Origin of the sequence: Streptomyces sp. CBMA123, from assembly GCF_014596465.1 — a bacterium.
Lineage (GTDB): Bacteria > Actinomycetota > Actinomycetes > Streptomycetales > Streptomycetaceae > Kitasatospora.
Map to the genome: position 1 here is coordinate 19768 of NZ_MECK01000446.1, position 26175 is coordinate 45942.

General features: G+C 72.4%; 29 protein-coding genes and 2 pseudogenes. 10 read left to right on the plus strand and 21 right to left on the minus strand.

Translation table 11 applies throughout. The features are described from left to right. Positions 1-289 precede the first annotated feature (289 nt). The 4 genes and pseudogenes from BG452_RS33695 to BG452_RS48240 form a co-directional block, all read left to right on the plus strand. Positions 290-799: a hypothetical protein gene (locus BG452_RS33695; RefSeq protein WP_188308147.1), complete on the plus strand. Its 510-nt coding sequence runs from the start codon at positions 290-292 to the stop codon at positions 797-799. Positions 800-993: 194 nt separating this feature from the next. After that, positions 994-1254, plus strand: a complete 261-nt coding sequence (locus tag BG452_RS33700) for a DUF4235 domain-containing protein (RefSeq protein WP_188308148.1) — start codon at positions 994-996, stop codon at positions 1252-1254. Between the two features lie 30 nt (positions 1255-1284). Then, the gene (locus BG452_RS33705) at positions 1285-1503 is read left to right on the plus strand and encodes a hypothetical protein (protein WP_188308149.1); all 219 of its coding nucleotides are present in this window, start codon (positions 1285-1287) and stop codon (positions 1501-1503) included. Between the two features lie 133 nt (positions 1504-1636). Further along, positions 1637-2104: pseudogene (locus BG452_RS48240) on the plus strand (glutamate-cysteine ligase family protein); the annotation flags it as partial. Positions 2105-2121: 17 nt separating this feature from the next. Here the strand turns inward: BG452_RS48240 and BG452_RS47360 are convergent. Then, the gene (locus BG452_RS47360) at positions 2122-2295 is read right to left on the minus strand and encodes a hypothetical protein (RefSeq protein ID WP_262986087.1); all 174 of its coding nucleotides are present in this window, start codon (positions 2293-2295) and stop codon (positions 2122-2124) included. A 117-nt stretch (positions 2296-2412) separates the two neighbouring features. Here BG452_RS47360 and BG452_RS33715 point away from each other — a divergent pair, with 117 nt between their 5' ends. After that, entirely contained in the window at positions 2413-2784 is a 372-nt protein-coding gene (locus tag BG452_RS33715; protein ID WP_188308151.1) for a low affinity iron permease family protein, read from the plus strand. Between the two features lie 46 nt (positions 2785-2830). Here BG452_RS33715 and BG452_RS33720 read toward each other — a convergent pair whose 3' ends face one another. The 16 genes from BG452_RS33720 to BG452_RS33795 form a co-directional block, all read right to left on the minus strand. Beyond that, positions 2831-4630, minus strand: a complete 1800-nt coding sequence (locus tag BG452_RS33720) for a complex I subunit 5 family protein (protein WP_188308152.1) — start codon at positions 4628-4630, stop codon at positions 2831-2833. Positions 4631-4633: 3 nt separating this feature from the next. Continuing rightward, on the minus strand, positions 4634-4981 hold the full coding sequence (locus tag BG452_RS33725) for a sodium:proton antiporter (protein WP_188308153.1): 348 nt from the start codon (positions 4979-4981) through the stop codon (positions 4634-4636). Positions 4982-4983: 2 nt separating this feature from the next. Then, positions 4984-5730 carry an MnhB domain-containing protein gene (locus BG452_RS33730; protein ID WP_188308154.1) on the minus strand — a complete coding sequence of 249 codons (747 nt, stop codon included), beginning with the start codon at positions 5728-5730 and terminating at the stop codon, positions 4984-4986. Beyond that, positions 5727-6005 carry a Na(+)/H(+) antiporter subunit B gene (locus tag BG452_RS33735; RefSeq protein ID WP_188308155.1) on the minus strand — a complete coding sequence of 93 codons (279 nt, stop codon included), beginning with the start codon at positions 6003-6005 and terminating at the stop codon, positions 5727-5729. Before BG452_RS33735 ends, BG452_RS33730 begins: the two co-directional genes overlap by 4 nt. Beyond that, positions 6002-6298, minus strand: coding sequence for a cation:proton antiporter (locus tag BG452_RS33740; protein ID WP_188308156.1), 297 nt, complete (start codon positions 6296-6298; stop codon positions 6002-6004). Before BG452_RS33740 ends, BG452_RS33735 begins: the two co-directional genes overlap by 4 nt. Then, on the minus strand, positions 6295-6588 hold the full coding sequence (locus BG452_RS33745; protein ID WP_317621357.1) for a monovalent cation/H+ antiporter complex subunit F: 294 nt from the start codon (positions 6586-6588) through the stop codon (positions 6295-6297). Before BG452_RS33745 ends, BG452_RS33740 begins: the two co-directional genes overlap by 4 nt. After that, the gene (locus BG452_RS33750; protein WP_188308157.1) at positions 6585-7052 is read right to left on the minus strand and encodes a hypothetical protein; all 468 of its coding nucleotides are present in this window, start codon (positions 7050-7052) and stop codon (positions 6585-6587) included. Before BG452_RS33750 ends, BG452_RS33745 begins: the two co-directional genes overlap by 4 nt. A 415-nt stretch (positions 7053-7467) precedes the next feature. Next, positions 7468-7791 (minus strand): plasmid stabilization protein, encoded by a 324-nt coding sequence (locus tag BG452_RS33755; RefSeq protein WP_188308158.1) that lies wholly within the window; start codon positions 7789-7791, stop codon positions 7468-7470. Then, entirely contained in the window at positions 7791-8876 is a 1086-nt protein-coding gene (locus BG452_RS33760; protein ID WP_188308159.1) for an SDR family oxidoreductase, read from the minus strand. The genes BG452_RS33755 and BG452_RS33760 overlap by 1 nt, the downstream gene beginning before the upstream one ends. A 615-nt stretch (positions 8877-9491) precedes the next feature. Beyond that, complete coding sequence (locus BG452_RS33765) at positions 9492-11255, minus strand: glycoside hydrolase family 15 protein (RefSeq protein WP_317621358.1); 1764 nt, start codon at positions 11253-11255, stop codon at positions 9492-9494. A gap of 56 nt (positions 11256-11311) precedes the next feature. After that, positions 11312-12433, minus strand: coding sequence for an enolase C-terminal domain-like protein (locus BG452_RS33770; RefSeq protein ID WP_188308160.1), 1122 nt, complete (start codon positions 12431-12433; stop codon positions 11312-11314). An 11-nt stretch (positions 12434-12444) separates the two neighbouring features. Next, positions 12445-12960, minus strand: coding sequence for a DUF1360 domain-containing protein (locus tag BG452_RS33775; RefSeq protein ID WP_317621359.1), 516 nt, complete (start codon positions 12958-12960; stop codon positions 12445-12447). Then, positions 12957-16037: an FAD-binding and (Fe-S)-binding domain-containing protein gene (locus BG452_RS33780; protein ID WP_411293064.1), complete on the minus strand. Its 3081-nt coding sequence runs from the start codon at positions 16035-16037 to the stop codon at positions 12957-12959. Before BG452_RS33780 ends, BG452_RS33775 begins: the two co-directional genes overlap by 4 nt. Continuing rightward, positions 16034-17818: a thiamine pyrophosphate-requiring protein gene (locus tag BG452_RS33785; RefSeq protein WP_188308162.1), complete on the minus strand. Its 1785-nt coding sequence runs from the start codon at positions 17816-17818 to the stop codon at positions 16034-16036. Before BG452_RS33785 ends, BG452_RS33780 begins: the two co-directional genes overlap by 4 nt. 181 nt (positions 17819-17999) lie before the next feature. Further along, positions 18000-18647: a DedA family protein gene (locus BG452_RS33790; protein WP_188308163.1), complete on the minus strand. Its 648-nt coding sequence runs from the start codon at positions 18645-18647 to the stop codon at positions 18000-18002. Beyond that, the gene (locus tag BG452_RS33795) at positions 18648-19385 is read right to left on the minus strand and encodes a class I SAM-dependent methyltransferase (RefSeq protein WP_188308164.1); all 738 of its coding nucleotides are present in this window, start codon (positions 19383-19385) and stop codon (positions 18648-18650) included. Positions 19386-19519: 134 nt separating this feature from the next. Between BG452_RS33795 and BG452_RS33800 the strand changes: the two genes are divergently transcribed. Together BG452_RS33800 and BG452_RS33805 are read left to right on the plus strand one after the other, a co-directional pair. After that, positions 19520-20671 carry a sensor histidine kinase gene (locus BG452_RS33800; protein ID WP_188308179.1) on the plus strand — a complete coding sequence of 384 codons (1152 nt, stop codon included), beginning with the start codon at positions 19520-19522 and terminating at the stop codon, positions 20669-20671. After that, on the plus strand, positions 20668-21318 hold the full coding sequence (locus tag BG452_RS33805) for a response regulator (RefSeq protein ID WP_188308165.1): 651 nt from the start codon (positions 20668-20670) through the stop codon (positions 21316-21318). The genes BG452_RS33800 and BG452_RS33805 overlap by 4 nt, the downstream gene beginning before the upstream one ends. Before the next feature lie 171 nt (positions 21319-21489). Here BG452_RS33805 and BG452_RS33810 read toward each other — a convergent pair whose 3' ends face one another. Further along, positions 21490-22515 carry a YihY/virulence factor BrkB family protein gene (locus tag BG452_RS33810; RefSeq protein WP_188308166.1) on the minus strand — a complete coding sequence of 342 codons (1026 nt, stop codon included), beginning with the start codon at positions 22513-22515 and terminating at the stop codon, positions 21490-21492. 319 nt (positions 22516-22834) lie between these two features. Here BG452_RS33810 and BG452_RS33815 point away from each other — a divergent pair. Further along, a pseudogene (locus BG452_RS33815) lies at positions 22835-23337 on the plus strand (ATP-binding protein). 144 nt (positions 23338-23481) lie between these two features. On the opposite strand, the gene BG452_RS33820 reads toward BG452_RS33815, so the two are convergent. Beyond that, positions 23482-24612 (minus strand): AI-2E family transporter, encoded by a 1131-nt coding sequence (locus BG452_RS33820; RefSeq protein WP_188308168.1) that lies wholly within the window; start codon positions 24610-24612, stop codon positions 23482-23484. A 216-nt stretch (positions 24613-24828) separates the two neighbouring features. Continuing rightward, the gene (locus BG452_RS33825; protein WP_188308169.1) at positions 24829-24999 is read right to left on the minus strand and encodes a hydrophobic protein; all 171 of its coding nucleotides are present in this window, start codon (positions 24997-24999) and stop codon (positions 24829-24831) included. A 125-nt stretch (positions 25000-25124) separates the two neighbouring features. Here BG452_RS33825 and BG452_RS33830 point away from each other — a divergent pair, with 125 nt between their 5' ends. Further along, the gene (locus BG452_RS33830; RefSeq protein WP_188308170.1) at positions 25125-25298 is read left to right on the plus strand and encodes a CsbD family protein; all 174 of its coding nucleotides are present in this window, start codon (positions 25125-25127) and stop codon (positions 25296-25298) included. 137 nt (positions 25299-25435) lie between these two features. Further along, positions 25436-25867, plus strand: a complete 432-nt coding sequence (locus BG452_RS33835) for a hypothetical protein (RefSeq protein ID WP_188308171.1) — start codon at positions 25436-25438, stop codon at positions 25865-25867. An 8-nt stretch (positions 25868-25875) separates the two neighbouring features. On the opposite strand, the gene BG452_RS33840 is transcribed toward BG452_RS33835, so the two are convergent. After that, on the minus strand, positions 25876-26175 hold a 300-nt coding region (locus BG452_RS33840; RefSeq protein WP_223243121.1), incomplete at its 5' end, for a hypothetical protein.

Below are 26175 nucleotides of genomic sequence, written 5' to 3' on the forward strand. Positions count from 1 at the left end.
GCCCCTACCGCTGGCGTGGTCGCCTCGTGTGTGCTCATGTCGGCAAGTTACGTCCACCGGCCCTCTGCCGCCTCCGGGCTGGGGCCGGGGCCGGTGGCGTCCTGTGGCGGCCGCGCACCGATCGCGGGCGGCCGCGTCGGGCGGCGTGCGTCGGCGGTGGAGGGCACGATGGAAGAACACTCCCGCGCTGCTGTACATCTCCGGCTCCTGCGGGCCGCCCAGGTCAGGCCGCACTGTCGGCCACATTCTCGAAGGACGCGTGATGTCTCCCCGACTCCTGGCGGAACCGTTGAGCATCTACCTGAACGACCACCTGACCGGTGCGTTCGGTGGTGCCGCGCTGGCCCGGCGCATGGCCGACAGCCATCCGGACAGTCGCCGCGCGGCCGACCTGCGCCGCCTGGTCCGCGATGTGGAGGAAGACCGCGACGACCTGGTCCGGATCATGAACAGCCTCGGGGTGCCCGTGCGCCACTATCGAACCTGGCTGGGCCTGGCAGGCGAGCGGATCGCGCGACTCAAGCCCAACGGGTCGCTGGTGCGCCGCTCCCCGCTGAGCGACCTGGTCGAACTGGAAGCGATGCGCACTGGCGTCGAAGGCAAGACCGCGCTGTGGCAGGCGCTTCGCGCCATCGCCGACACCGACCCGCGCTTGGACCCGGACGACCTGGATCGCCTCATCGAGCGGGCACGGGACCAGACACGCACGCTGAAAGGCTGGCACCGGTCGGTCAGCAGCAAGGTCCTTCCCGGCAGCGGCGCCACGTCTCACAGGGGCGGCGGCTCGCCGTCCCTGTGACCGGAGGGCGCAAGGCGGGGCGAGAGGCGTCGACCGGCGCTCAGACACCCATGGTTGTACGGGCCCGAGCCGGCCGGTAGCGCTGGACATGCAATCGCTCGGGTGGGGTCCGGAAGGATTGGTTGTCCGCGGCGCGGACAGACGCAGAGGAGAGCCGCCAGGCCACGGTGGTCACGCCAACGGAGGAGACCGCAATGGTGAAGATCCTCTACAAGCCGCTCGGCTTGCTGTTCGGCGCCCTTGGCGGGGTGATCGCGGGCGCCGTCTTCCGGCGCCTGTGGGCTGTCCTTGGTCACCAGGGCAGTGCGCCGCAGGCCACCGACGAGGACCGCACCTGGAAGGAGGTGCTGACTGCCGCTGCCCTGCAAGGGGCGGTCTTCGCCCTCGTCAAGGCGGTGGTCGACCGCAGCGGAGCCGTCGGCACCCGCCGCCTGACGGGGACCTGGCCCGACTGACGGCGCCGCGCCGACGTAGGAAGGCAGCCCATGAGCGAGTTTGACCGGGAGCAGGCCCATCGGAAAGCGGAGAACTTGTCCCACCTCAAGGACGACGTCGCCGAGAAGAACACCGAGCACATCAAGCGCGCCCAGCAGGACGAGGACCCCACGGGCTGCACGGGTCCGGAGACGGAAGCCGTTCAGCGGCCGCAGGGGCCCCGACGGGGTGATCCAGTCGGCACCGAGCAGGCCCGTCGCGAAAGCTGACGGGCTGCGCGCAGCCCGTGGGTGGCGAGCCGGTGGTCACGAGCCGGCTGCGTCCGCGGACGGAGGTTTCCCGGCAGCCGGCCTGGATCACGCCCGCGTTGTTGACCAGCACGTCCACGGGGCCGAAGCGCTCGTGCCGGCGGCCACGAGCCGGTTTGGATTGGATCCCGGCCCGGCGGCAATACGCGGGTTGAGGGCGCTCGGCATTCCGCAGACTGATCCGGACAAACGGAGGCAGCGCGATGACCCCTACTGGCACAACGCTGCGCTTCGGTGTGGAGGAGAGGAGTTCCTCCTGGTCGACCCCGAGCGCCGGGCGACGACGGCTCGGGCCGCGGCGGTCCTGGCCGACCCGGGTCTTGCCCTGGCGCTGGGAGACCGGGCGCAGCCCGAGTTCTTCCGGACCCAGGTCGAGCACTGCACAAATCCGGTGCGGACATCGGCTGACCTGCGCTCGGAACCGGGCCGTGCGCGCCGGGCCACCGTTGCTGCGGCCGAACGGGCCGGCTGCCGCCTGGTCGCGTCGGGCACGGCGGTGCTGCCCAGCCGGCACCCGCTACCCGTGACGCAGACACCGCGATACCGGCGGATGGCAGCTCACGCTCCTGCGTCGGCTGATCAGATCGGCGGGGAGCTGTGCGGCTGCCACGTCCACATCGGCGATCTGACCCGGGCCCAGGCGCCGGTGGGCGCCTGGGCCTGGCGGCGCCCGCCGACCAGATGCTGCGCCTGCTGGAAGCGACCGGCGCGGATGAGATGTTCGCCGTGCACGTCTCCGTCGCTGGGCCTCACGTAGACCGTGTCCTCGGGTCGAGGTGCGGCAGCGACCGAGCGCCGGGTGACCGCGGATCCGGTGGGACGGGCGGCGGCCGTGGCAACTGGCCGGTTGGCCGACTGGAGGAACTGGTCATGACTTTTCAGCATCCCGCGCAGAAGCGTGACGACGGGCGACGGGGCCGGTTCGAGAAGGCCGCAGAACTGGCGTCGAACTTCACCAGCTCGCCTCTGTTCGCCGTTCTGTGCCTGGGCTTGGTCACCCTGTTCGTCGCGGCCCATGTCGCCGGGTGGTCCGCTGGCTGGCAGTTGCTGGTCGGGGATGCGATGAGCGCGGTCACGCTGCTGCTGCTGGCGTTGTTGAAGAACGCGGAGCGCCGGGCCGAGCACGCCATTCAGCGCAAGCTCGATGCGATCGCCGCCGCGCTGCTGGAGCAGCAGGAGGGCAAGCGGGGGAAGGCGCACGAGCATTTGAAGGAGGCGATCCGGATGGAGGAGCGCCTTTGACCGCACCGTTCCCACTTCCTCGGCTGGCGGCGGCCGGCCTGGGAGATCAGGTCTGGGCGGCGATGGCGGTGCAGAGCAGGGCCACTCCAAGGGCGAGGAAGGCGAGGTAGTCGCCGAGGTGTCCGGAGTGCATACGGCGCAGTACTCGTACGGCGGCCCTGGCGGCGCCGGAGGGCGTTCGGCGCCGGGCCGCTGTGACGGCCAGAGCGCAGGCCAGGGCGGCGGAGAGCAGCCCGAGGCCGATGCCGGTTCCGGTCCAGCCGGTGCTCGTGGCCGGGCTCGTCGCGGTGGTGCCGAGCGGGGTGGCGACTGCAGCGGTGTAGCGGGCGGGGTCGGTGAAGGTCTGTGCGCCCCGGGCGACTGCGGTGGCGACGGCGGGCGCGCAGCCCAGCAGCAGGGCGCCGGCGAGGAGGACGGCGGGCACGGCCAGCATGGCGGGCGGCAGGCGCCGCTGCGGTTCGCGGATCTCGGGTTCCTCGCCTTCGCCGGTGGTCTCCTCCTCCCCGGGGCGGGTGGCGGGGACCGGTCCGAGGCCGAAGAAGATCCGCAGGGCAGCGCGCAGGGCGGCGCCGCCGGTGGCGGCGGAGGCGAGGACGAACACGGTGGGCAGCCAGGGCTGGAGGTGGCCGGCGGCGTCCTCGGTCAGGGCCTTGCCCAGTCCGGTGCCGAACGGCGGCATCCCGGCGAGCGCCAACGCGCCGACGGTGAACAGGACGCCGACGGTGCGCAGGGAGCGGGCTCTGCCGTGCAGGCCGTGTTCGTCGACGGATCCGTAGCGGTCCAGCAGGACGCCGGTGAGGCCGAACAGGGCGGCTTTGACCAGGCCGTGGGCGGCGACGTAGAGGGCGGTGCCGGCGGCGCCGTCGGGGGTGAGCAGGGCGATGCCGATGAGGAACAGGCCGATGTGGCTGATGGTGGAGAAGGCGAGCAGGCGCTTGAGGTGCCGCTGCTGCCAGCACATCACGGCGCCCAGTAGCGCGGTCACGATGCCGAGGGCGGTGAAGGTGGTGCGGAACGCGGCGTGGGGGATGCCGCCGGGCCCGGCGAAGACGGTCCAGTAGATGCGGGCGGTGCCGTAGACGCCGAGTTCGACCATGACGCCGGACATCAGCATGCACACGGGGGTGGGCGCGACGGCGTGGGCGTCGGGGAGCCAGAAGTGGAACGGCACCGCGGCGGCCTTCACCAGTAGTGCCGTGCACACCAGGACGAAGGCGATGACGGTGAGTGCGTCGGTGTGGTGGGTGGCGAGCCCGAGGCGGGCGAGGTTGAGTTCGCCGGTGCGGGCGTAGAGCAGGCCGATGCCGAGCAGGGAGCAGTAGGCGGCGAAGGAGGTGACGATGCCGAAGGTGAGGGCTCCGTGCAGGGGGCGGGGGTCTTCGATGCGGTAGCCGGTGAGGGCGTAGGCGGCGGCGCCCATGAGTTCGAAGAAGACGAAGGCGTTGAACAGGTCGCCGGTGAGGGCGAAGCCGGCCATGCCGGCCTCGAACAGCAGGATCAGCGCGGGGAAGACGCCGGCGCGCTCGCCCGTGGGTTCGTCGAAGTACCGCCAGGAGTAGATGATCACCGCGAGTACGAGGACGGCGACCAGCAGCGCGAGGCCGGCACCGAGCGGGTCGGCGGCCAGCACGATGCCCACGCGGGCGGGCCAGCCGCCGAGGGCGGCGGTGGCGATGCTGCCGCTCCTGGTCCAGAGCACGACCAGTACCGCTACCTCCAGGGCCGCGATCCCGGTGGCGAGGATGTCGCAGCTCAGCCGGGGCAGGCGTCGGCCCGCCACAGCGAGCAGGACGGAGCCGAGCAGTGGGACGGCGATGGCGAGCGGCAGCAGGTCCTGTGCGGTCACGGTTCAGCCCTTGAGTCCGGTGAGGGCCTGCGGGTCGACGGTGTGGTGGCGTTTGCGCAGCTGGATGGTCAGGGCGAGCAGCAGGGCGGTGACGGTGGCGCCGACGACGACGTCGGTCAGGGCGAGGGCCTGTACGACGGGGTCGACGAGCGGGCGTGTGCCGGGGGTGAGGTCGGAGAACACCGGGGCGGTGGCGCCGTGCCGGTAGCCGACGGCCAGGAGCAGCAGGTAGGTGGAGGACTGGGCGACGGCGAGGCAGCCGATGGCGTGGATGAGGTTGCGGCTGGTGACGAGGCCGTAGAGGGCGATGAGCAGGACCCATCCGGCGGCGAGGTAGACGAGGGTGCCCATGTTCAGGTGGTCTCCTGCTCGTCGGGGTCGGTGATCTCGACGGCTTGGTCGAGGAAGTGGGCGAGCAGCACGATCAGGGCGGAAGCGACCTCGATGCCGACGGCGGCGTTGAGGACGGGGACGGTGCCGCCGGAGGTGATCGTGTTGAAGGTGCCCAGTGGCAGGACGTTCTTCAGGAACGCGCCTCCGGTGATCAGGGCGGCCAGCCCGATGATCGTGAAGGAGGCTGCGGCCAGGGAGTCGGCGACGTCCAGGACGGTCAGCGGCCGGACCTTCTTCAGGATGCGGTAGTCGGCGGCCACGTAGGCCAGGTGCAGGGCGGTGGCCAGCACGACGCCGCCCTGGAAACCGCCGCCGGGCGACAGCTGGCCGTGGGCGATGATGTACACCCCCACGGCGAGCGTGACCGGCATGAGGACGACGCCGAACAGGCCGGTGGTGGGGAGGACCCGCTCGGCGGTCGGCCGGTGCTGGCGTTCGTCCCGGGCCAGGCGCAGCAGCAGGGTGGCACCGAGCACGGTGGTGAAGAGGATGGACTCCTCGCCGAGGGTGTCGAACGCGCGGATGTCGAAGTTGACGGAGGACACCACGTTGGCGGTGCGGTGCGCGAGGGCCGCCGCGACTGCCCGGTCGCCGTAGGGGTGGAGGTCGGAGCCGAAGCGCGGCAGGCCTGTGCAGGCGGTGGTGAAGAACGCGGCGATCACGGCCGCCGAGGCGAGGAACACGATCAGCCGGGTGCGGGCCGTCACCGGCCGCTCCCCCGGTCGTCTCGGCGGTCGTCGCGGGTGGGGCGGCGGGTGACCTTGCGGACGGTCAGGAGGATCAGCAGCGGCGTCAGCGCGGTGCCCACCGCCAGCTGGGACAGGGCCACGTCGGGGGCCTGGAGGACGGCGAACAGTACCGACAGTCCCAGCCCCAGGACGGCCAGGACGACGGCTTGGCGGGCCGGGTCCCGGCACAGCACCGCCACCGTCGCCGCGGCCACGACGAACGCGACCGCCACACCGATCAACCACTCGTTCACGTGCCGTCCTTCCCCTCTGAGTGCCAGCTGGACTTGCCGAGCGCGATCGTCGTCACCGTGCCGCCGACCCCGAACAGCAGGCCGATCAGCAGCGTCTTCGCCGCCCCGCGCCCGCCGCCCTGGTCGAGGGCCACCGCCGCCGCGATCAACGGCACCCCGACGCACGCGGCCGGGGCGAGCGCGTGCAACCGCGTGAACGTGTCCGTGAAGCGGACCAGCGCCGCCACGGACAGCAGCACGAAGGCGACCCCGGCCCACAGCAGGACCAGCACCAGGATGTGACCGGCCGTCATGTGTCGCTGCCTTCTCGTTCGGCGTCGTCGGGTGCCCGGCGTGGGCCGGCGGCGAAGCGGGTGAAGACGAGCGTGCCCGCCGGGGCCAGCACCGCGAGCACCAGGGCGAGGTCCTGGTAGGAAGAGCGCTGGTAGGTCTGGGGCAGCAGCAGGAACACGGCACCCACGACGTTCGACAGCAGACACATCCCGGCCAGGCGGCGCACCGTGCTGCCGCGCGACGCCACCCACAGGCACACCGGCGCCGCGGCCGCCAACAGGACCAGCGCCGCCGCGGCCCACACGCTCACGGCTCCCCTTCACCCTTGGCGGCAACTACGCGCTCCACCGGCCCCGGCCCGCGGCCGAGCGCGTGCACCAAGACCTCGTCCACCGCGTCAGGCCGGTCGATCTCCAGAACGCAGGTGTCCGGTGACGCGGCGAGCAGCACCGGCGCCCATCCCGCGCCGACTCCCGGGAGCAGCCGCAGTCGGTGCAAGCCGGCTGTCTGCGGCTGGTCGAGCAGCGCAGCGGCCAGGACGGCGCTGCCCCTGAGAATGGCGCCCGGCAGCCGCACGACCGCCCGGACGGCTCCCCGGGTCCCGCCCGGGGTGACGTTCGCGGCCAGACGCAGGCGCCTGGCCGCGAACGCGCCGCCGAGTGCGGCGACGGCGGCCACCAGCAGCTCGACCGGCGAGAGGGAACTGATCGATACGACCGTCACCCCCACGAGCACGCTGAACCATGCCGTGATCTCCAGCACCGCGCCGCGCACGCCCACCCCTCCCTCGCCCGGACCGATCGTTCTGATTCACGGTCATTGTTCGGTGCCCCACAGGGCGACGCCCGACGAGGCCGGTCGGCGCGCCGTCGGCCACCCGTACGCAGCAACCTGCCCCTGTCCGGGTCATCGGCCGTTCGCGGCGTGGTTCAGTCCGGTGGCTCGTGCGGACGGGGTTCTTCGGATGACGGCGGTTGCGGATCCGCCGGAGGTTGAGGTCCAGGGCTGCCGGGACGGCCGGGCAGCGGTGGATCGGGTGGTGGTTCAGGCGATCCGGGTGGCTTCGGCGGATCAGGCGGCACCGGGTCGGGTGGCTGTGGGGGCTCGGGCGGTCGGGGCGGTACGGGGGGTACCGGGGTGAGGTCGGGGTCCGGTGGGACGGGGATCGATGCCATCGCGTACCTGCTCGCTAGTGGCCGAGTGCGTCGGCGAGCTGCTTCTTGTTCATCTTCGAGCGGCCGTGGATGTTGCGCTGCCTGGCCTCGTTGTACAGCTGTTCCTTCGTCGGGCCCTGCGAGCCGCTGTGGGAGCGCAGGCCGCCGCGCCGGCTGGAGGAGATGTCCTTGAGGGAGCTGCGGCTGGCGGTCTTCGACTCGCCGTGGCGGGCGCGTTCCTTGTTCACGGTGCGGGCGGCGATCTCCTCGGCCCGCTTCGGGCTCTCCCCGCGCTCCAGCGCGCTGTCCTTGATGTGCTCGTACTGGCGTTCCCGCTTCGGGCTTGATCCGCGTGGCATCACATGCTCCTTGTCTCACGGGTTCCGGTCGGTGGGATGCGTCTGCCCCGCCGCCCGGATGCGAACCCGCACGGCCCGTACGTCAGACCGGCCCGCACCCGGTCGGCCGCCCGCCGCACCCCTGCCACGGCGGAGGCGAGGCCGTGGGCGGCCAGCTGCTGGGAGCTGCGGGCGCGGGCCCGACCGTCGAAGCGCCCGTGCGCCCCGAAGTCCTCCCCGGTGTCGACCGGCTCGAAGAGGTTGTCCGGATCGCCGGAGCGGCGCCGCTCACCGCTCTGCTGCGAGTCGAAGCCGGTTCGCGCCAGGTAGCGGTCCAGCAGCCCGGGCACGATGGCGTTCGCGAGCAGGGTGGCCACCGTGCTGCCACCGACCCAGTACTCCCGCCGATCGGGGTGGTCGGCGGCGAACAGTACGGCGCGGGCGGCCACCTCCGGCTGGTAGATCGGCGGCACGGGCTGGGCGCGCTCGGGCAGGCGGGAGCGGACCCAGTCGAACTGCGGGGTGTTGACCGCCGGCATCTGCACCATCGTGGTGCGCACGGCGGTGCCGGAGGCGAGCAGTTCGCAGCGCAGTGCTTCGTGCCAGCCCTGGATGGCGTGCTTGGCGCCGCTGTAGGCGCTCTGCAGCGGGATGCCGCGGTAGGCGATCGCGGAGCCGACGTGGACGAGCACGCCGCGGTTGCGGGGCAGCATCCGGGCCAGCGCCGCCCGGGTGGCGTACACGTAGCCCAGGTAGGAGACCTCGGTTACCCGCCGGAACTCCTGCGGGGTGATCTCGGTGAACGGCGCGAACACGGACGCGAACGCGTCGTTGACCCACACGTCGATCGGCCCGAACTCGTCCTCTACCCGCTGCGCGGCCGCCGCGATCGCCTCCGGGTCGGCGACGTCCGTCTCGATGGCGAGGACCTTCTCCGCACCCGCCTGCTCGGCCTCGCGGACCGCGCCCTGGAGTCCGGCCCGGCCGCGGGCGATCAGCGCGAGCCGGTCCCCGCGGGCGGCGAAGGCGAGAGCGCTCGCCCGGCCGATGCCGCCGCTGGCCCCGGTGACCACCACGGTGCGCGGTGTCTGGAGTTGACGTCTCATATCCTGCGGCTAACCCCGGCCGGGCGAGGCAAACCTCCCGGCCCTCCCGGTCCGCCGGCCGGACACCCCGTCCCGCCTGGCAGGCAGGGCGGGTGCCGGTGACCCCATGGACGACGAGGCGGGGAAGGCGAAGGGCGACGGCACCGGCCACGGTGCGGCCCGCGCCGAGCCCGGCGAGGCGGTGTTCGTCGGCGACACCCCCCTGGCACGTGCACGCCAGCGCGCGCAGGCGTCCCGTGCGTGGCGGTGCTGTCCGCCGGGTTCGGAGAAGAAGTCCTGCGCAGAGCCGGCGCCATCGAGGTACCCGCCGACGCAGACGCCCTTCTGGCCCGCCGGGACCGCAGCATCCTGGCCGCCCCCGCCCGGTGCCGTGGGGCGAGGCCGTCGTTCCACGGGTGGAAGTGATCGGAGATCGCCAGCCTGGTGAAACCGGTGTCCTTCGCGCGCCGGGCCTGGTCCAGAAGCTCTGCGGGGGTGAACTCCTCGCAGGACAGGAGGTGCGTGTGTTCGTCGTTCCCGGACATCTGCGCACCTCACGGCCGCCCGATAGCGGACCACTGAGCGGCTGCCCGGTTGGGCCGCCCCCGACACCCGCCGCGCTGTCGCTGCCGCGGATCAGTGGCCGGATGCCAGGCGATGGGCGGTTTCGAGCAGGAGGGCGTGGACGAAGGCCTGGGGCAGGTTGCCGCGCAGCTGGCGCTGGGCGACGTCGAACTCCTCCGCGTACAGGCCCGGCGGTCCGCAGGCGGCGCGGTTGCGTTCGAACCAGCGCAGCGCCTCCCGCTCGTCGCCCTGCTGGTGATGGGCGAGGGCGACAACGAATCCGCACAGCAGGAACGCGCCTTCCGCGTCCTGCAGGGGGCGCTGGTCGTGGCGGAAGCGGTAGCAGTAGTGGTCCTCGCACAGGTCGGTGAGGACGGCGTGCAGGGTGGCGCGGGTGCGGGGGTCGTCGGCCGGGACGGCGCCGCGCAGCGCGGGCAGGAGCAGGGCGGCGTCCACGCCCGCCTCGGTGGGTGAGCGCTGCCAGCGGCCGGCGGGGTGCAGGCAGTCGTGGTCGGCCTCGGCGATGACCTGGTCGGCCAGGGCCTCCCAGGCGGCGGCGCGGCCGGACCCTGCTGCCGGGTGGGCGGTGGCGATGGCGCGCAGTCCGGCCGCGCACGTCAGTCGGCTGTGCGTCCAGCGGTCCGGGTGGAGCTCCCAGATGCCGGCGTCCTTCTCCCGGTGGCGGGCGGTGATCGCGTCGACGGCGACCGTGGCGGCGCGCCAGCCGTCGGCATCGAGCCTGCCCCGGCGGGCGGCGGCGGCGAGCAGCAGCAGGCTCTCGCCGAAGCCGTCGAGTTGGAACTGGTGGTTGACCCGGTTGCCGATGACGTCGAAGCCCCCCGGGTAGCCGGGCAGGTCGAGCGTGCGCGGGTCGGGGACGGCGCCGCCGGCGGCGGTGTAGGCGGGCGCCAGGCGGGGGCCGTGGTCGAGGAGGCGGGCCGTGACGAAACGGACCGAGTCGTCCAGCAGCGCATCGCAGCCTGCGGCGGCCGCGGCCTGGCCGATGTAGGCCTGGTCGCGGATCCACACGTAGCGGTAGTCGTAGTTGCGGCCCTGCTCCGCTCGCTCCGGCAGGCTCGTCGTCGCGGCGGCGACGGTTCCGCCACCGGGGCCGGTCATGCCGAGGAGCACCGCGTACGAGTGCCGGGCGTCCCGCCGGCCCAGCACCCCGGCGAGCTCGGGTACCCGCTCTGCCCAGGCCACCTCGGTCGCCCGCCACAGCCGGTCAGGGTCGTGGAGCCGGGTGAGCGGTTGGTCGGAGATCTCCAGGACGAGGTCGTGCTGCTCCCCGGGCTCCAGGCGCAGCCGTGCCCTCAGCTGCGGGCGGTCACCGGCATCGTTCGTCTTCGCGTCCGGCAGGCCGCTCAGGCGCAGGTGCGAGCCTGCGGCCCGGGCCGTCCAGCTTCCGTCCTCCTCGTGCGTGACCTTCCGCAGTCGGTGCTCGCCGAAGCCGGGGGCCACCTGGAGGCGCACTGTCACTTCGGCCGGGCCGTCGACGGCCGTGATGCGGCGCAGCACAACGGCGCGGTGGGCCTGCCCGGGGTAGGCGAGGGCCTCGCGGCACTCGATGATTCCGGTGGTGGTGACCCATCGGCTACGCCAGATCAGTGTGCCGTCCTCGTAGTAGCCGCCCCACACGAAGCGTCCGGCGGGGGTGACGGTGAACCAGCCGGGCCCGCCGATCAGAGCCGCGAAGACGGCGTCGCTGTTCCAGTGGGGTGCGCACATCCACGCGATGTCGCCGCGCGGGCCGACGAGGGCGCCGCGGTGTCCGTCGGCGAGCAGGGCGTAGTCGCGCAGCGCGTGCGGGGGCGGTGGATCGGGGCTCTTCGGCACTCGGTCTCTCCTCCGGTTCGGGGACGGTCCGTGGCAGCCGAAGCCGCAGCCGACGGCTACGGGCTGGCGGCCGGGGCGGTGGCGGTGGTGCGTGTGTGGCGTTCGAGGACGTCCGGGCGGGGCGTCAGTCCCATGCCCGGGGCGTCGCTGCGGCCGGGGTGCAGTGCGCCGCCGGTGGGGTCGAGGGTTCCGTCGAAGAGGAGGTTCTCGATGCGGATGTGGTCGTGAAACCACTCCAGGTGGCGCAGGTTGGGCAGGGCGGCCGCGGCGTGGGCGTGGACGTGCGGGGCGCAGTGGCCGGAGAGTTCCAGGCCGTGGGCCTGGGCGAGGGCGGCGGCGCGCAGCCAGACGGTGATTCCGCCGCAGCGGGTGGCGTCGGCCTGCAGGCAGTCCACGGACGGGGCCATGGCGGCGAAGTAGGGCAGCGTGAAGCCGTACTCGCCCGCGGCGACCTCGATGCCGGTGGCGGCGCGGACCCGGGCGAGGCCGGCAAGGTCGTCAGAGGAGACCGGTTCCTCGAACCAGCGCACGCCGTACTCCTCGAAGCGGCGGGCGAGGCGGATCGCCTGCTTGGCGGTGTAGCCGCCGTTGGCGTCCACGTACAGCTCGACGCCCGGTCCGATGATGGCGCGGGCCTGCTCGACGCGGGCCAGGTCCCGGTCCTCGCGGGTGCCCCACTCCTCCCCGATCTTGATCTTCACGCGGGGGATCGCCTGCTGCTCGGTCCATCCGCGCAGCTGCTCGCGCGCCTGCTGGTCGGTGTAGGTGGTGAAGCCGCCGCTGCCGTAGACCGGGACCGTGTCGCGGGCGCGTCCGAGCAGGTCGGCCAGCGGCAGGCCGAGCAGTCGGGACTTGAGGTCCCACAGGGCGATGTCGACGGCGGACAGGGCGTAGCCGCCGATGCCGGGACGTCCTGCGTTGCGCAGCGCACGGTGCATGGCCTCGTTGGCGGCGGGCACGTCGAAGACGCTACGGCCGATGGCGTGTTCGGCGAGCAGGTCGGTGATCACGCCGGCGCAGGCCGCAGCACCGTAGGTCCAGCCGTAGCCGTGGGAGGCGCCGGAGCGTGCCCGGACGAGGACCATGGTGGTGCTGGTCCAGGTGGCGGTGCCGTCGGCCTCGGGGACGTCGGTGGGGAAGTCGAGGACCCACACCCGCAGGCCGTCGACGGTCGGCATCGACCGGACGGTCATGAGGTCTCGCCGGCCGCGCGCTGGAGGGCCGTTCGGGCGAACTGCAGGAAGTCGGCCGCGGCCAGGGCGGACAGGGTCGTGGTGGCCAGGCGCGTGGCGCGGGGTGCGAACACGGTGCCGGCGGTGATGCCGGTGGCGATCCACAGGCCGGTGCAGAAGGGGCAGCTGAGCAGTTCGCCGATCGCCTTGCGGGCGCCGGTGCCGCGGGCCCCCTCCTTGAGTTCGGCCGGTCCCGTGGTGCCTTCGAAGTGAGTGAACGGTGCGCGCAGCGGGCTGGTGACGGGGTCCTTGGCGATCAGGCGGCCCAGCTGATGGGTGGCCAGCGCGTTCAACGCGACGTCCCATGGCTTCGGATCCGGCAGTTCACGGGCAGTCGCGCGAGCGGTGATGGAGATGCCCGCAACGGTGGTGGCGTAGACGGCCATGAGGCCGGTGTAGGAGGCCAGCGGACGGTCGGCGTCACCGGCGTAGGCACGGGCCTGGCGGTGCATTCGTTCGTGAAGGGTGGTCACGGCGTTCTCCTCACGCGGTGGCGGACGGCCAGCACGGCCCCTGCGGCCAGGCCGGTCAGCGCGCCGATGGTGGCCGCGGTCAGGAGACGGGCTGCTGCGGGTCGGGGTCGCGGGCGCGCGACGGCCTTCTCGGGGCGTCCGGCGGGTGCCGGCCCGTCGAGGGCGATGGCGAGGGCTTCGGCCAGGTGCACGGCCTGGCGTCCGGTGCCGGCCTGTTCGATCTGGGTGCGGCAGCTGAAGCCGTCCGCCACGACGAAGGCGCTTGGTGCGGTGTCGCGGACGGCGGGCAGTACGCCTTGCTCGGCGATCGTCTGCGACAGGTCGTAATGGCCTTGCTCGAAGCCGAAGTTGCCGGCCAGGCCGCAGCAGCCTTCGTCCAGTACGTTCGCGTCCAGGCCGGCGCGGCGCATCAGTTCGCGGTCGGGGTCGGTTCCGAGGACGGCGTGCTGGTGGCAGTGGGTCTGGACGGTCGCCGCCCGGTTTGCCTGCGGCGGCTGCCAGCCGTCGGGGGCGTGGTTGACGAGCTGCTCGGCGAACGTGCGCGTCTGCGCGGCCAGCCGGACGATGTCCTGGTCACCGGGAAGCAGGTCCGGGGCGTCGGTGCGGAACACGGCCGTGCACGAGGGTTCCAGTCCGATGATCGGGGTGCCGGCCTCCAGCCAGGGGCGCAGCACCTGGCTGGTGCGTTTCAGGACGCGGCGGGCGGTGGCGAGTTGGCCGGTGGAGATCCAGGTCAGGCCGCAGCACACCGGTCCCTCGGGGACGGCGACGTGGAAGCCGGCATCCTCCAGCACCCGGACCGCGGCGCGGGCGATGTGGGGATGGAAATGGTTGGTGAACGTGTCAGGCCAGATCAGCACGGTGCGCGGATCACCCGGGTCCGGCTGCGGCCGCCCGGACCCGTGCCAGGCGTCCTGGAAGCTCTCGGGCGCGAATAGGGGTGCGTCGCGGCGTGGGTCGATCCCGGTGATCAGCTTGCCCAGCCGGGCCAGGCCCGGGGCGTGCAGGACGGCGTTGGCGAGTGCCGGAGCGAGGCCCGCGAGCCGGGCCCACAGCGGGAGCCAGCCCATCGCGTAGTGGGCGGCCGGACGCAAGCGGTGCTGGTAGTGGTGAGCGAGGAACTCGGCCTTGTAGGTGGCCATGTCCACCCCGACCGGGCAGTCGGACTTGCAGCCCTTGCAGGCCAGGCACAGGTCGAGGGCGTCGAGGACCTCGGTGGAGCGCCAGCCCTGGGTGACGGGCGAGTCCTGGTGGCCGCCGAGCATCTCGAACAGCAGGCGGGCCCGGCCGCGGGTGGAGTGCTCCTCCTCCAGCGTGGCGCGGTAGGAGGGGCACATCACCCCGCCCTGGCGGGTGCGGCAGTTGCCGATTCCGACGCAGCGCATGACGGCCTGTCCGAAGTCGCCGTTGTCGTCGGAGTAGGCGAAGTGTGTGGCCTGCTGCGGCTCGGGCCGCCACCCGGCGCCCAGGCGCAGGTTCTGGTCGACCCGGTGGGGGTGGACGACCTTGCCGGGGTTCATCCGGTTGCCGGGGTCGAACAGCGCCTTGACCTCGCCCATCGCGTCGACGAGCGGTTGGCCGAACATGCGGGGTAGCAGTTCGCCGCGGGCCTGCCCATCACCGTGCTCCCCCGACAGCGAGCCGCCGTAGGAGGCGACCAGGTCGGCCGCGTCGTGCAGGAACGCCCGGAAGGATTCGATGCCCTTGCCGTCGCGCAGTTCGAACGGGATCCGGGTGTGGACGCAGCCCTGGCCGAAGTGACCGTAGAGGGAGGCCTGTTGATAGCCGTAGCGATCGAAGAGCCGCTCCAGGTCGCGGAGGTAGTCGCCCAGCCGTTCGGGTGCGACGGCGGAGTCCTCCCAGCCTTCCCAGGTCTCGGAGCCGTCCGGCGGGCGCGCGGTCACGCCCAGGCCGGCCTCGCGGGCCTTGAGCATCTCGTGCTCGCGTGGTGGGTCGTCGGAGAAGGCCACCGACGCATCGCCCTCGTCGCGGCCGATGGCGCGCAGCAGCTCGCGGGCCTGCGCGTCGGCCTGTTCCTTGGTGTCGTCGGTGAACTGGAGCAGCAGCCAGCTGTCGCCCTCGGGCAACTGTTCCAGGGAGTCGAGGTAGGCGTGTTCCTCGCGCATCAGCTGGGCCATGCGCCCGTCGATGGCCTCCAGTTGGGCGGGCCGGCTGTGCTTGAGCAGGTCGGGCACGGCGTCGGCCGCCTGGTAGATGTCGTCGAAGCCGAGTACCAGCAGGGCCTCGGCGGCGGGGACCTCGACCAGCTTCAGTTCGGCGCGCAGGACGGTGACCAGGGTGCCTTCGCTGCCGACCAGGGCCTTCGCCACGTCGAAACCGTTCTCCGGCAACAGGGAATCCAGGTTGTAGCCGGAGACGCGGCGGGGGATCTTCGGGTAACCGCGCCTGATCTCGGCCAGATGGCGGCCGGTGATGCCCTTCAGTTCCTGGTACAGGCGGGCCCGGGGCCCGCCGTCGGCCACGACCTGCGCGTACTCCTCGTCGCTGGTGGGGCCGGCCCAGAAGCGGGTTCCGTCGTAGGTGAGTACTTCCAGCCGGCGGACGTTGTCAGCGGTCTTGCCGTAAGCCTGGGCGGAGGCGCCGCAGCTGTTGTTCCCGATCATCCCGCCCAGCGCACAGTGCGTGTGCGTGGAGGGCTTGGGCCCGAACATCAGCCCATGCGGGGCGAGTTGCCGGTTCAGCTCGTCCAGCACGATGCCCGGCTCGACGACACAGGTCCGCCCCTCGGCGTCGACGGACTGCAGCCGGTTGCAGTACTTCGTCCAGTCGATGACCACGGCGGTGTTGGTGCACTGCCCGCCCAGGCTGGTGCCGCCGCCGCGGGAGAGCACCGGCGCGGCGAACCGCGAGCACACCGCGACAGCCGCGGCACCGGCTTCGATCGTGCGGGGCACCACCACGCCGAGCGGGACCTGCCGGTAGTTGGAGCCGTCGGTGGCATACGCGCCGCGGCTGCCCGCGTCGAAGCGGACCTCACCATCCACCTCGGCGCGCAGCGCGCGTTCCAGGGCCGCGAGGTCAACGTCCTCCCTGCTGTCGTCTGCGGCCACGGTCAGCTCCCACTGCCGGGCAGGAACTCCTGGACCTTGGCTTTCACGCCTTGGCGGATGACGGAGCCGCGATCGCTGTCGCCGCGCAGCACAGCGGAGGCGGCGGCCTTGATCTGGTCCCAGGTGGCGTGCGGCGGGATCGGTGGCACCGCCGGGTCGGTGCGGAAGTCGATGACGAACGGACGCTGCGCGGCCAGCGCCCGGGTCCACGCCGGGCCGACGTCCTCGGGCCGCTCGACCCGCACGCCGTCCAGGCCGAAGGACTGGGCGATGTCGGCGTAGCGCACGTCGGGCAGGGCCTGGGAGGGCTCGAACTGCGGGGCGCCCTGCATCGCCCGCATCTCCCAAGTGACCTGATTCAGGTCCTGGTTGTTCAGCACCGCCACCACCAGGCGCGGATCCGACCACTCCCGGTAGTACTTCGCGGCAGTGATCAACTCCGCCAGGCCGTTCATCTGCATCGCGCCGTCACCGACGATCGCGATCGCCGGCCGGTCGGGGTGGGCGAACTTCGCGCCGATCACATACGGCACCCCGGGCCCCATGGTGGCCAGCGTGCCCGAGAGTGAGCCGCGCATGGTGCCGCGCATCCGCAGATGGCGGGCGTACCAGTTCGCGGCCGACCCCGAGTCGGCGGCCAGCATCACGTCCTCGGGCAGCAGCGCGTCCAGTGCGTGGACGACGTACTCGGGGTTGACCGGCTCGGCGGCCACCTCGGCGCGGCGCTGCATGACCTCCCACCAGCGGGCCGTGTTGTCCTCGATCGTCTTGCGCCAGGCGCCGTCCGTCTTGCGTTCCAGCAGCGGGAGCAGGCGGCGCAGGGTCTGGGCGGCGTCGCCGACGAGGTTCACCTCGAACGGGTAGCGCAGCCCGATCATGGACGGGTCCAGGTCGATCTGCACCGCCCTGGCCTGGTCGAAGTCGGGCAGGAAGTTGCTGTACGGGAAGCTGGAGCCCACCACGAGCAGGGTGTCGCAGTCGCGCATCATCTCGTACGACGGCCGGGTGCCGAGCAGGCCGATCGAGCCCGTCACGAACGGCAGGGTGTCCGGGAGGGCGTCCTTGCCGAGCAGGGCCTTCGCGACGCCGGCACCGAGCAGGTCGGCGATCTGCTCGACCTCGGCGCGCGCCTGGCGGGCGCCCTGGCCGATCAGCACGGCGACCTTCTCGCCCGCGTTGAGGATCTCCGCCGCTCGCGCCAGGTCCTCGTCGACGGGGACGGGCGCGTAGTGGGGGGTGCCGAGGCTGGAGGGGACCTGCTTGAAGGCGTGGGCCGGTGGCTCGTAGTCGAGCTCCTGCACGTCGGCGGGAACGATCAGCGCGGTCACGGTACGGCGGGTGGCGGCGATGCGCATCGCCCGGTCCAGCACGTTGGGCAACTGCTCGGGGACGGTGACCATCTCGCAGAACTCCGACGCCACGTCCTTGTACAGCGACAGGAGGTCGACTTCCTGCTGGTAGGAGCCGCCCATAGCGGTGCGGTCGGTCTGCCCGACGATCGCGACCACCGGCACGTGGTCGAGCTTGGCGTCGTACAGGCCGTTCAGGAGATGGATCGCGCCCGGGCCCGAGGTGGCCGCGCACACGCCGGTGCGGCCGGAGAATTTCGCGTAGCCGACGGCCTGGAAAGCGGCCATCTCCTCGTGCCGGGCCTGGATGAAGCGAGGTTGGTCCTCGGCGCGGCCCCAGGCGGCGAGCAACCCGTTGATGCCGTCCCCGGGATAGGCGAAGACGTACTCGATGTCCCACTCCCGCAGGCGCTGCAGCAGGTAGTCGGCAACCTTCATGGTCTGTTCCTCCTGGTTCCGAGGCCGGCCGTCGGGGCGCGGGCGGGATGCGCTCCCGCAAGCGCGGCTAACCGCTGGCGGCGGGCGCCAAACCCGCTCGCCGTCAGCTGCTCGGCGCAACGGTTGAGTGCGTGGGTCGTGGCCCTGTGCTCTGTGTGGCGTTGGAGGTACCGGTTGTCGGTCAGTCACGTCCGCGCCGGACGGGGCTGACGTCGTGCGGGTTCGGGTGCGGGAAGCGGCGGCGCTTCTTCATCCACAAGGCCGCGCACCCGGCTGTGACCAGGCCGGCGATGGCAAGGGCGGGTCCGCCGAGGGTGATGATTCGCTTCAGGGACGCGGCGGCGCCGTAGCCGGTGCCGGCTTCGGCGGTGGCCCACAGGCAGGCGGCGGTGGCGCTGTAGGGGGCGATGCGGCGGTAGGACAGGCGGGTGGCGCCTGCGAAGTGGGGGGCGAGGGTGCGTACGACGGGAATGAAGCGGGCCAGCAGGATGGCTCGGCCGCCGTGGCGGGCGGTGAGGGCCTCGGCGCGTTGCCAGAGGGGGGCGGGGATGCGGCGGGCCGCGCGGCCGGTGCGGAGCCGCTGACCGAGGATGCGGCCGGTGCGGTGGGCGAGGAGGTCGCCGGCGATGACGGCGCCGGCCGCGGTGGCGATGACGAGGGGGAGGCTGATGTGGCCGGTGCGGGCCAGCGCGCCGGTGGTCAGCATGAGGGTGAGGGTCGGGATGAAGGCGCCGACCAGGAGGATCGACTCGGCCAGCACGGCCAGGGCCAGCACCCCGTAAGCGGCCGGCGCCGGGAGGTGGGCGAGGAGGTCGGTCAGGACGTGCATCTACTGACTCACCCGGTCCGGGTGGTGCTGCCGACCGTCGGCGCAGGGCTGGGAAGGCACTGGGGGGTGTTGCAGGTGCCAGACGTGGGCGGGTGGCAGGTTGGCCCATACGCTCCAGCGGGCGGTGGCGTAGCGGCGCTGGTAGGCGGTCATGACGTGGTCCACGGCGGCGTGCCGGCGTGCTTCGGAGGGGGAGGCGAGCAGGGTGCGGGCGCGTCGGGTGCCGAGGTAGGCGAAGTAGGTGAGGGTTCCGCCGGGGTGGAGCAGCTCCATGTAGCGGCTCATGATCCGTTCCACGGCGTGGGGGGCGAAATTGGTCAGCGGCAGCCCGGAGACGATCACGTCGTAGCGTCGGTCGGTGTCGAGGTCCTCGATGAGGCTCTGGTGGACGGTGAGGTCCGCGGACCGGGACGTCGTGCGGGGGTGGGTGGCAGCGAGGACGCGTAGCCCGTCGGCGAAGCGGGGATTGGCCTCGACCATGTCGAGGCGGCTGCCGCGGGGAAGGCGAGGGATCAGGTGGCGGGTGACGGCGCCGGTGCCGGCGCCTGCTTCCAGGACGGCCAGCGGGCGGGGCGAGCGGGCGCGGACGGGCTCGGTCAGGGCGTGGGCGAGGGCCTTGCCGCTGGGGGCGATGGCGCCGGTGGTGCGCAGGTCGCGGGCGGCTTCGATGAGGAACATCCAGCCTTCGGCATGGCGCTGCGCGGTGGCGCGCTGGTGCGAGGTCGTCCAGTCGTTCATGGTTTCGACGCTACGGAGCGGCGTCGCCCTTGAGATCCTCCGTTCTGCGACGGGCTTGGCCGACGAAAGTAGGGGGTCGGCATGGCATTTCGTCGGTCCGGCGATCGCGGTGGACTGCCTAGCATGGCCAGGTGATGTGGTGGAAGGGCCCGGTGTGGGCGGCGGTCGGGCGTGCGGGGTTGCTGGCCTTCCTGGTCGCGGGCGCCGCGGTGAATGCTGCGCTGCTCTCCGGCGGCCGATACGTGGTGCCGGTGACGGCTGCCGCGCTGGTGTGTGCGGTGGCGCTGGTGGTGCCCCGGCTGCGGTGGTCTGCCGCGCCGTGGGTGGTCGCGGCGGGCACGGCGTGGTGGGGGTGGCTGCTGGCTCCGCTGCTGGCCGTTTCGCTGTTCGACCTGGCCGTGGCCCGTCGGATGCGGGTCGCCCTCGGTTGTGTCGTCGTGGCGCTGGGCGCCAACCTGCTCGGTGCCCAGGCCACGTCGCTGTGGGCCGACCGGCGATGGGTGTCGGCCCTGTTCGTCCTGCTGTTCGGGTTCGTGGTCGGCCTGTGGCAGGGCAACCGGCGGCGGCTGGTGAAGGCGCTGGCCTCCGAGGTCGAGCACCTGCGCACGGAGGCGCGGCTGCGGGAGGAAACGGCCCGGGTCGCCGAACGCTCCCGCATCGCCGCGGAGATGCACGACGTGCTGGCCCACCGTCTGAGCCTGATCGCGCTGCACACCGGAGTGCTGGCCACCAGGGCCGACGGCCTGCCCGCGCCGGTCGTCGAACGCCTGGCGCTGCTGCGTGCCACCTCCGCCGAGGCCCTGGCCGACCTGCGCGACGTCCTCGGCGCCCTGCGCGAACCGGACGCGGCGCAGGGCGCGGCGCTCGCACCCGCGATACGAGACGTACGGGAGCTGGCCGCGGAGGCACGCGCCGCCGGGCAGCACGTCGAACTGACCGTCGACGGCGTTCCCGAGCAGGCTCCCACGACCCACCGGCTGGCCGCGTACCGCATCGTCCAGGAAGCACTGACCAACGTCCGCAAGCACGCGGGCGGCGCCGCGGTGACCGTACGGGTCGACTACCGCCCGCCCGCCACCCTGATCGACGTCACCAACACCCCCGGCGTCCCCGGCACTTCCGGCACGGGCGCCGTCGAGTCCGGATACGGGCTCGTCGGCCTGCGCGAGCGCGTCAGCGCGCTGGGCGGCCACCTGGACGCAGGACCCGCCGGCGCAGGCGCATGGCGACTGGCCGCACGCATCCCCCACCCCGCCGGCATCGCACAGAACGGCACCCGCACATGATCCGCGCCATGATCGTCGACGACGACGCCCTGGTCCGCCTCGGCCTGACCGACCTCCTCGACGGCGACCCGGGCATCCAGGTCGTCGCCCAGGCCGTGGACGGCCTGGACGCCGTCGAGCAGGCCGGCGCCCACCACGTCGACGTGGCCCTGGTCGACGTGCGCATGCCGCGCATGGACGGCATCACCGCGACCGCCCGGCTACGGGCCCTTCCCCACCCGCCGAAGGTGATCACCCTCACCACCTTCGACCTAGACGAGTACGTCTACAACGCGCTCGCCGCAGGAGCCGACGGGTTCCTGCTCAAGGACACCGATCCCGCCGAGATCCTGCGTGCCGTCCACCTGGTGGCAGCCGGCTCCGCCATGCTCCACCCCGCCGCGGCCCGCCGACTCATCGACCGCTACCACGCCGGAAACCAGCCGAAGGCCACCGCCGCGCGGGAACGGCTTGAGCGGCTCACCCCCCGGGAGCTGGACGTGCTGGCCCTGCTCGCCCAGGGCGAGACCAACGCCGACATCGCCACCCGCCTCGCGATGCGGGAAAGCACCGTCAAAGCCCACGTCAGCCGTATCCTCACGGCCCTGGGCGTCACCAACCGCGTTCAGGCCGCCCTCCTGGCCCGCGACGCGGGACTGCCCACCTGACCAAGAGGGCAGCGTGCTGAAGGACGTTGGGACGAGGACCTCGTCAAAGGCGGCGACGGTCTCGCAGTCGCCGAAGCACAGGGTGACGACGACCAGAGCCGCGAAGGTCCCGGAACTCTCCTCCTTTGCCCACTTGTTCACCCAGCCCTCGATGCCTATCTGCGCGGCTTCTTAGCGGTCCGATGCGGACTCGCCGCCGGTGCCGGGCGGATCACGCCGTTCAGGCCGCTGAGCCTCATCGCCCTCGTCGGTGAAGGCGACGTCGACCTGCTGCTCGGGGCGGCGTTCCTCCTGCCGGGCCAAAGCCGCTAGGACCTCCTCGTCGGCGCCCGTCAGCGGCGGCTGCATCAGGCTGCGAGGCCACAGGCGCCGGTGAAGCACCACGTTCGTCTCCGCCGCGTAGAGGGTGATCTGCGCGGCCAGGGCCAGCCAGCCCAGCAGGCCGATCACGGTTGCGAAGAACCCGTACACCGCGGTGGCGTGCCGCAGCTGGTGGGAGACCAGGACCGCTCCGAACGCCTGCAGCACGGTGAACAGCGGTCCGGCGATCACGCAGCCCGGCACCAGCGCCCGAACGGGGACCTCGGCGGGGGTGAGAATGCGGAAGCAGGCCAGGAGCAGAGCCGAGTTGATGAGGGCCGACAGCACCAGCGCGCCGATACGGGCGGGCAGTCCGGCCAGCGCGGTGCCGACCAGGGTGGCGGCGGCGGTGGCCAGCAGCATACCGGCGGCAAGGACGACGAACAGCAGTAGGCTGCGGGCCAAGCGCGGCCAGTAACCGGGCCGTTGGACACCGGGGACGTTCCATACCTCGGCCATAGCGTGCTGCAGGACCTGCGCGATGCCCAGCGCCCCGTACAGCAGGCCGAGGACGCCGATGACCAGGGCGAGGCCGCTGCCCTGCACGGAGTGGACGTTCTGACGCAGCTGGTCGCCGATGATCGGGAAGTCGGCGAGCGCGGAGTCCACCACGGCCTTCTGCGCGCCGGGATGGCCGTGCAGGACGAACCCGAGCGCGGTGGAGAGCAGGAGCAGCAATGGGATCAGCGCGACGAACCCGTAGTAGGTGATCAAGGCGGCGAGCAGGCCGCCGCGGTCGTCGCCGTACTTCTTGACCACCCCCACCGCCGCCGCCGGCAGCCTGTGGTGCCGCTGCGTGCGGTCGACGGCTCGCAGTGCCCGCTCGAGGGGATTCATGCTCAGCTCCCTTCGCCCGATGGATCGGGCCGTATGCACCCTTGGTGGGGCGTGTGCCCGGGAAGCGGACAGCTCACCGCCTGCCGGCCGGGACGACGGCCCCGGACGGGCCGGACACGCGGGCCCGGGGGTCACCGGTGGACAGGTGAAGGAAAACAGGCTTGCCAAAAACCGGCATTCTGGTTCATATGATGAATTGATGGCCGGAGCCCAGGAGCCGCGCAGCAGCTGGACGTTCCTGACGCAGCACGCCCGCGTGCTGCTGATGGTCGCCCGGGACGCCGACGTGCGCCTGCGGGATGTCGCAGTGGCGGGCGGGATGACCGAGCGGGCCGTACGCGCGATTGTGAGCGATCTGGAGAACGCCGGCTGCCCGCACCCGCCACGGCCGCCGCAACCACTACCACGTATCCTGTGCCCCTACGACGTCACCGCGCTGCCGATAAGCGTCGTCGCGGACGCCTACAGCACCGGGCAGTTGGCGCAGGTCCGCCACCACGCCGAAGCCTGGGCTCGGAGCACCGCCCTGACACCTGCGCGCCAGGGCGACCTGCTGCTCGCCATCAGCGAAGCGACCGCCAACTCCCTGGCCCACGGCGACGGCAGCGGCACCCTGCGCCTGTGGACCGGGAGAACGCAGCGGTGATCGCGGAGATCCACGACGACGGGCACCTGAGCGACCCACTCACCGGCCGCCACCGCCCCCGCCTCGCCTCCACCGACGGGGGCCGCGGCCTGTGGATGATCCACCAGCTCTGCGACCTCGTCGAAATCCGCGCCACTGAAGGCGGCCTGACCTTGCGACTGCACATGACCCCCTGACCCTGGAGCCGAGGCACCCCGCAGCTGCCGGCGGACCCGCGCCACGGACGCCACGCCCCGGCCAGGCCAGGCCAGGCCCACCAGCGGACCGGCCGTTTCGCCCAAGCGGGCTGCCCTGCCGGGTGCGCGCCGGCCGGCTGCGCCTCAGGCGTTGTCGGTGCGGGGGAAGACGTACGCGTCGAGGACCAGCCCGAGGGCGACGGCGGCCGGCACCGCGACCAGCGCTCCCACCAGGCCCAGGAGTGCACCCCCCAGAAGCACCGCGACCACGGTGACGACCGGGTGCACGTCCACCACGAATTTCATGGCCCGCGGCATGATCAGGTAGTCCTCGAGGAGCCGGAAGGCGATGTAGAAGCCGGCGGTGGCGAGAGCCACCGGCAGGGACACCGACAACGCGACCAGGCTGACGACCACGCCGCCGATGGTCGAGCCGACCATGGGGACCAGGTCCATCAACGCGACGAACACCCCCAGCGCCCCCGCGTACGGCACGCCGGTGGCCGCGCACCAGGCGAAGGTCGCCAGGCCGGCGACGGCGGAGGTCAGCACGTTGCCCAGCATGTAGCGGCCCGTCCGGGCCAAGATCTCCTCGGTGATCTCCTCCACTTCCTGGCGCCGGCTGCGCGGCACGAAGCGGTAGCAGAACGCCTTGATCACCGGCAGGGCCGCCATGACGTACAGGGCGACGCTCACGACGATCACGGTCGACGTCACCGTACTGAGGAGGAGCTGGCCCGCGCCGAGCACGCCACCGAACGCACCGGCGCCGAAGCCGCCGTGGCCCAGCTGCTCCTTGGCGCGCTCGACCAGGTGATAGTGGTCCTCGATCCGGCCGAGTGTCGACTGGTGGTCGTGCAGCTGCTGGAGCCAGCCCGGGACAGCGCCGACCAGGGCACTCACCTCGATGCCGACCGGCGGGACGACCACGGCGAGCAGGGCGGTCAGCAGCACGGCCAGCCCCATCACCACGAGCGCCACCGACCAGGCGCGGCGCAGACCGTGGCGTTCCAGCCATGCGACCACGGGCTCCAGGCTCACCGCGATGAACACGGCGAGGAGCAACAGGGTGAGCAGCGAGGTGAGCTGGAGTACTGCGTCCGTCAGGTGCCAGGCCAGCAGCGCGCCGACGCTGAGGCCGAAGCCTGCGCGGAACCACGAGGTGACCTGAAGCGCGGCGCGGCCGGGGATCTGAATCCGGGTGCGGGGGCCGCCGGCCCGGCGGGCCGGGGGCAGGTCGCGGCCGGGGCTTCCTGCGGGCGTTTCGGGATTCATCGGTTCTCCTCCAGCCCTTGTACGGGGGTAGCCACGGTTCCGGATCGCTCTGCGCCGTCTGCCTTCTTGGTATCGACGGCAGTGCCCGCCGGGGAGAAACCTCGCGCCGCGGGAACAGGGCCTGCCGGTGACAGGACCGGAGATGACGAGGGGGCACGCCGCCGTGATGCGTGCCCCCCTTGCTGTCCCGGCCCTTCCGGCTGCGCGCCGGAGCGCCTACCAGCGGTACCAGCGGCTGCGGCTGCCGGAGGCGCTGGTGCCGCGGGCCACGAATCCGAGCAGCCACACCACCAGGACCACGACCGCGACCCACCACAGGGCCTTCAGCGCGAAGCCGGCACCGAAGAGGATCAGGGCCAGCAGCAGCACAAGAAGAAGGGGAACCATCTCGACCTCCGTCGTCAGTGTCGGACATCCGCTTGCCCGCAGCCGCGGCACATATGCCGGTGAATCTTCCGGCCGATCGGGGGCAGACGGGATGCCAGCACAGCTTCGACGAACCGGAGGCCGACATGAGTGCCAGTGACAAGATCAAGAACGCCGCCGACAAGGCCAAGGGCGCGGTCAAGGAAGGCGCCGGCAAGGTGACCGGCAACAAGCGCCTGGAGGCCGAGGGCAAGGCCGACAAGGCCAAGGGCGACGTCAAGCAGGCAGGCGAGCACGTCAAGGACGCCTTCAAGGACTGACGCGGCTTCCTGACCCCGTGGCGGTGGGCTCCCACGAGCGTGGGGGCCCACCGCCGCAACCTTGAAGCGCCCTCGGCACTGCCGGGCGAGACCACCGCAGCGCCCGCCGGCTCGGCGCAGCACCCGTTCCGAACACCGTGGAAGGAATCCGACCGTGGGACTCAAGCACCCCCGCCACCCGCGGCGCCCGCAGACCGAGGGAGCCGCCCATCCCCTGTTCAGCCGGGAGCCGCGCACCGTGCCGCGGCACGAGCTGCCGCAGGGCGAGATGGACCCGACCCGGATACCGCCCTCCAGATCGTCCACGGCGAACTGATGCTCGACGGCAACGCCGCCTCAACCTGGCCACCTTCGTCTCCCACCTGGGCCGAGCCCCAGGCCGCCACGGCTTCTCCGACGAGGCCTGCGCGTTCTTCGACTTCTTCGCCCAGCCGGCGACCGGGCTGGAGCAGCAGGCCGCCGACGCCCTCGGGCCGCACCCGCTGGACGACCACACCCTGGCCACCGCCCGGGAGTACGGTCTGCTGCTCCAGGCCTACGAGCACCTGTTCTGGGACACCCTGGGCTGAGCCGGGCCTCAGGCCTGCCAGTGCGGCTTTCCGCTGACCATCCGGCAGTAGATCACCCGTCCGCCCGCGTCGTGGGTGCTCCGGCCCAGGTCAGCGTCGCGGCAGAACTGCCCGGCCGCGTAGCAGTTGCCCGCGGCGGAGCGGATCTCGCACCCCGAACCGCCGGCCGCCGCCTGGGTGCGCTGCGGTTCGGGGTCGGTCGGCGGCTGCGCGGTGGTCACCTTGGGCTGCGGCGTGGCGGCCGACGTCTGCGGATGCCCGGCGGGCGGGGCGGACGGCGGGGCCGCGGGCGGCGCGGACGGTGACGA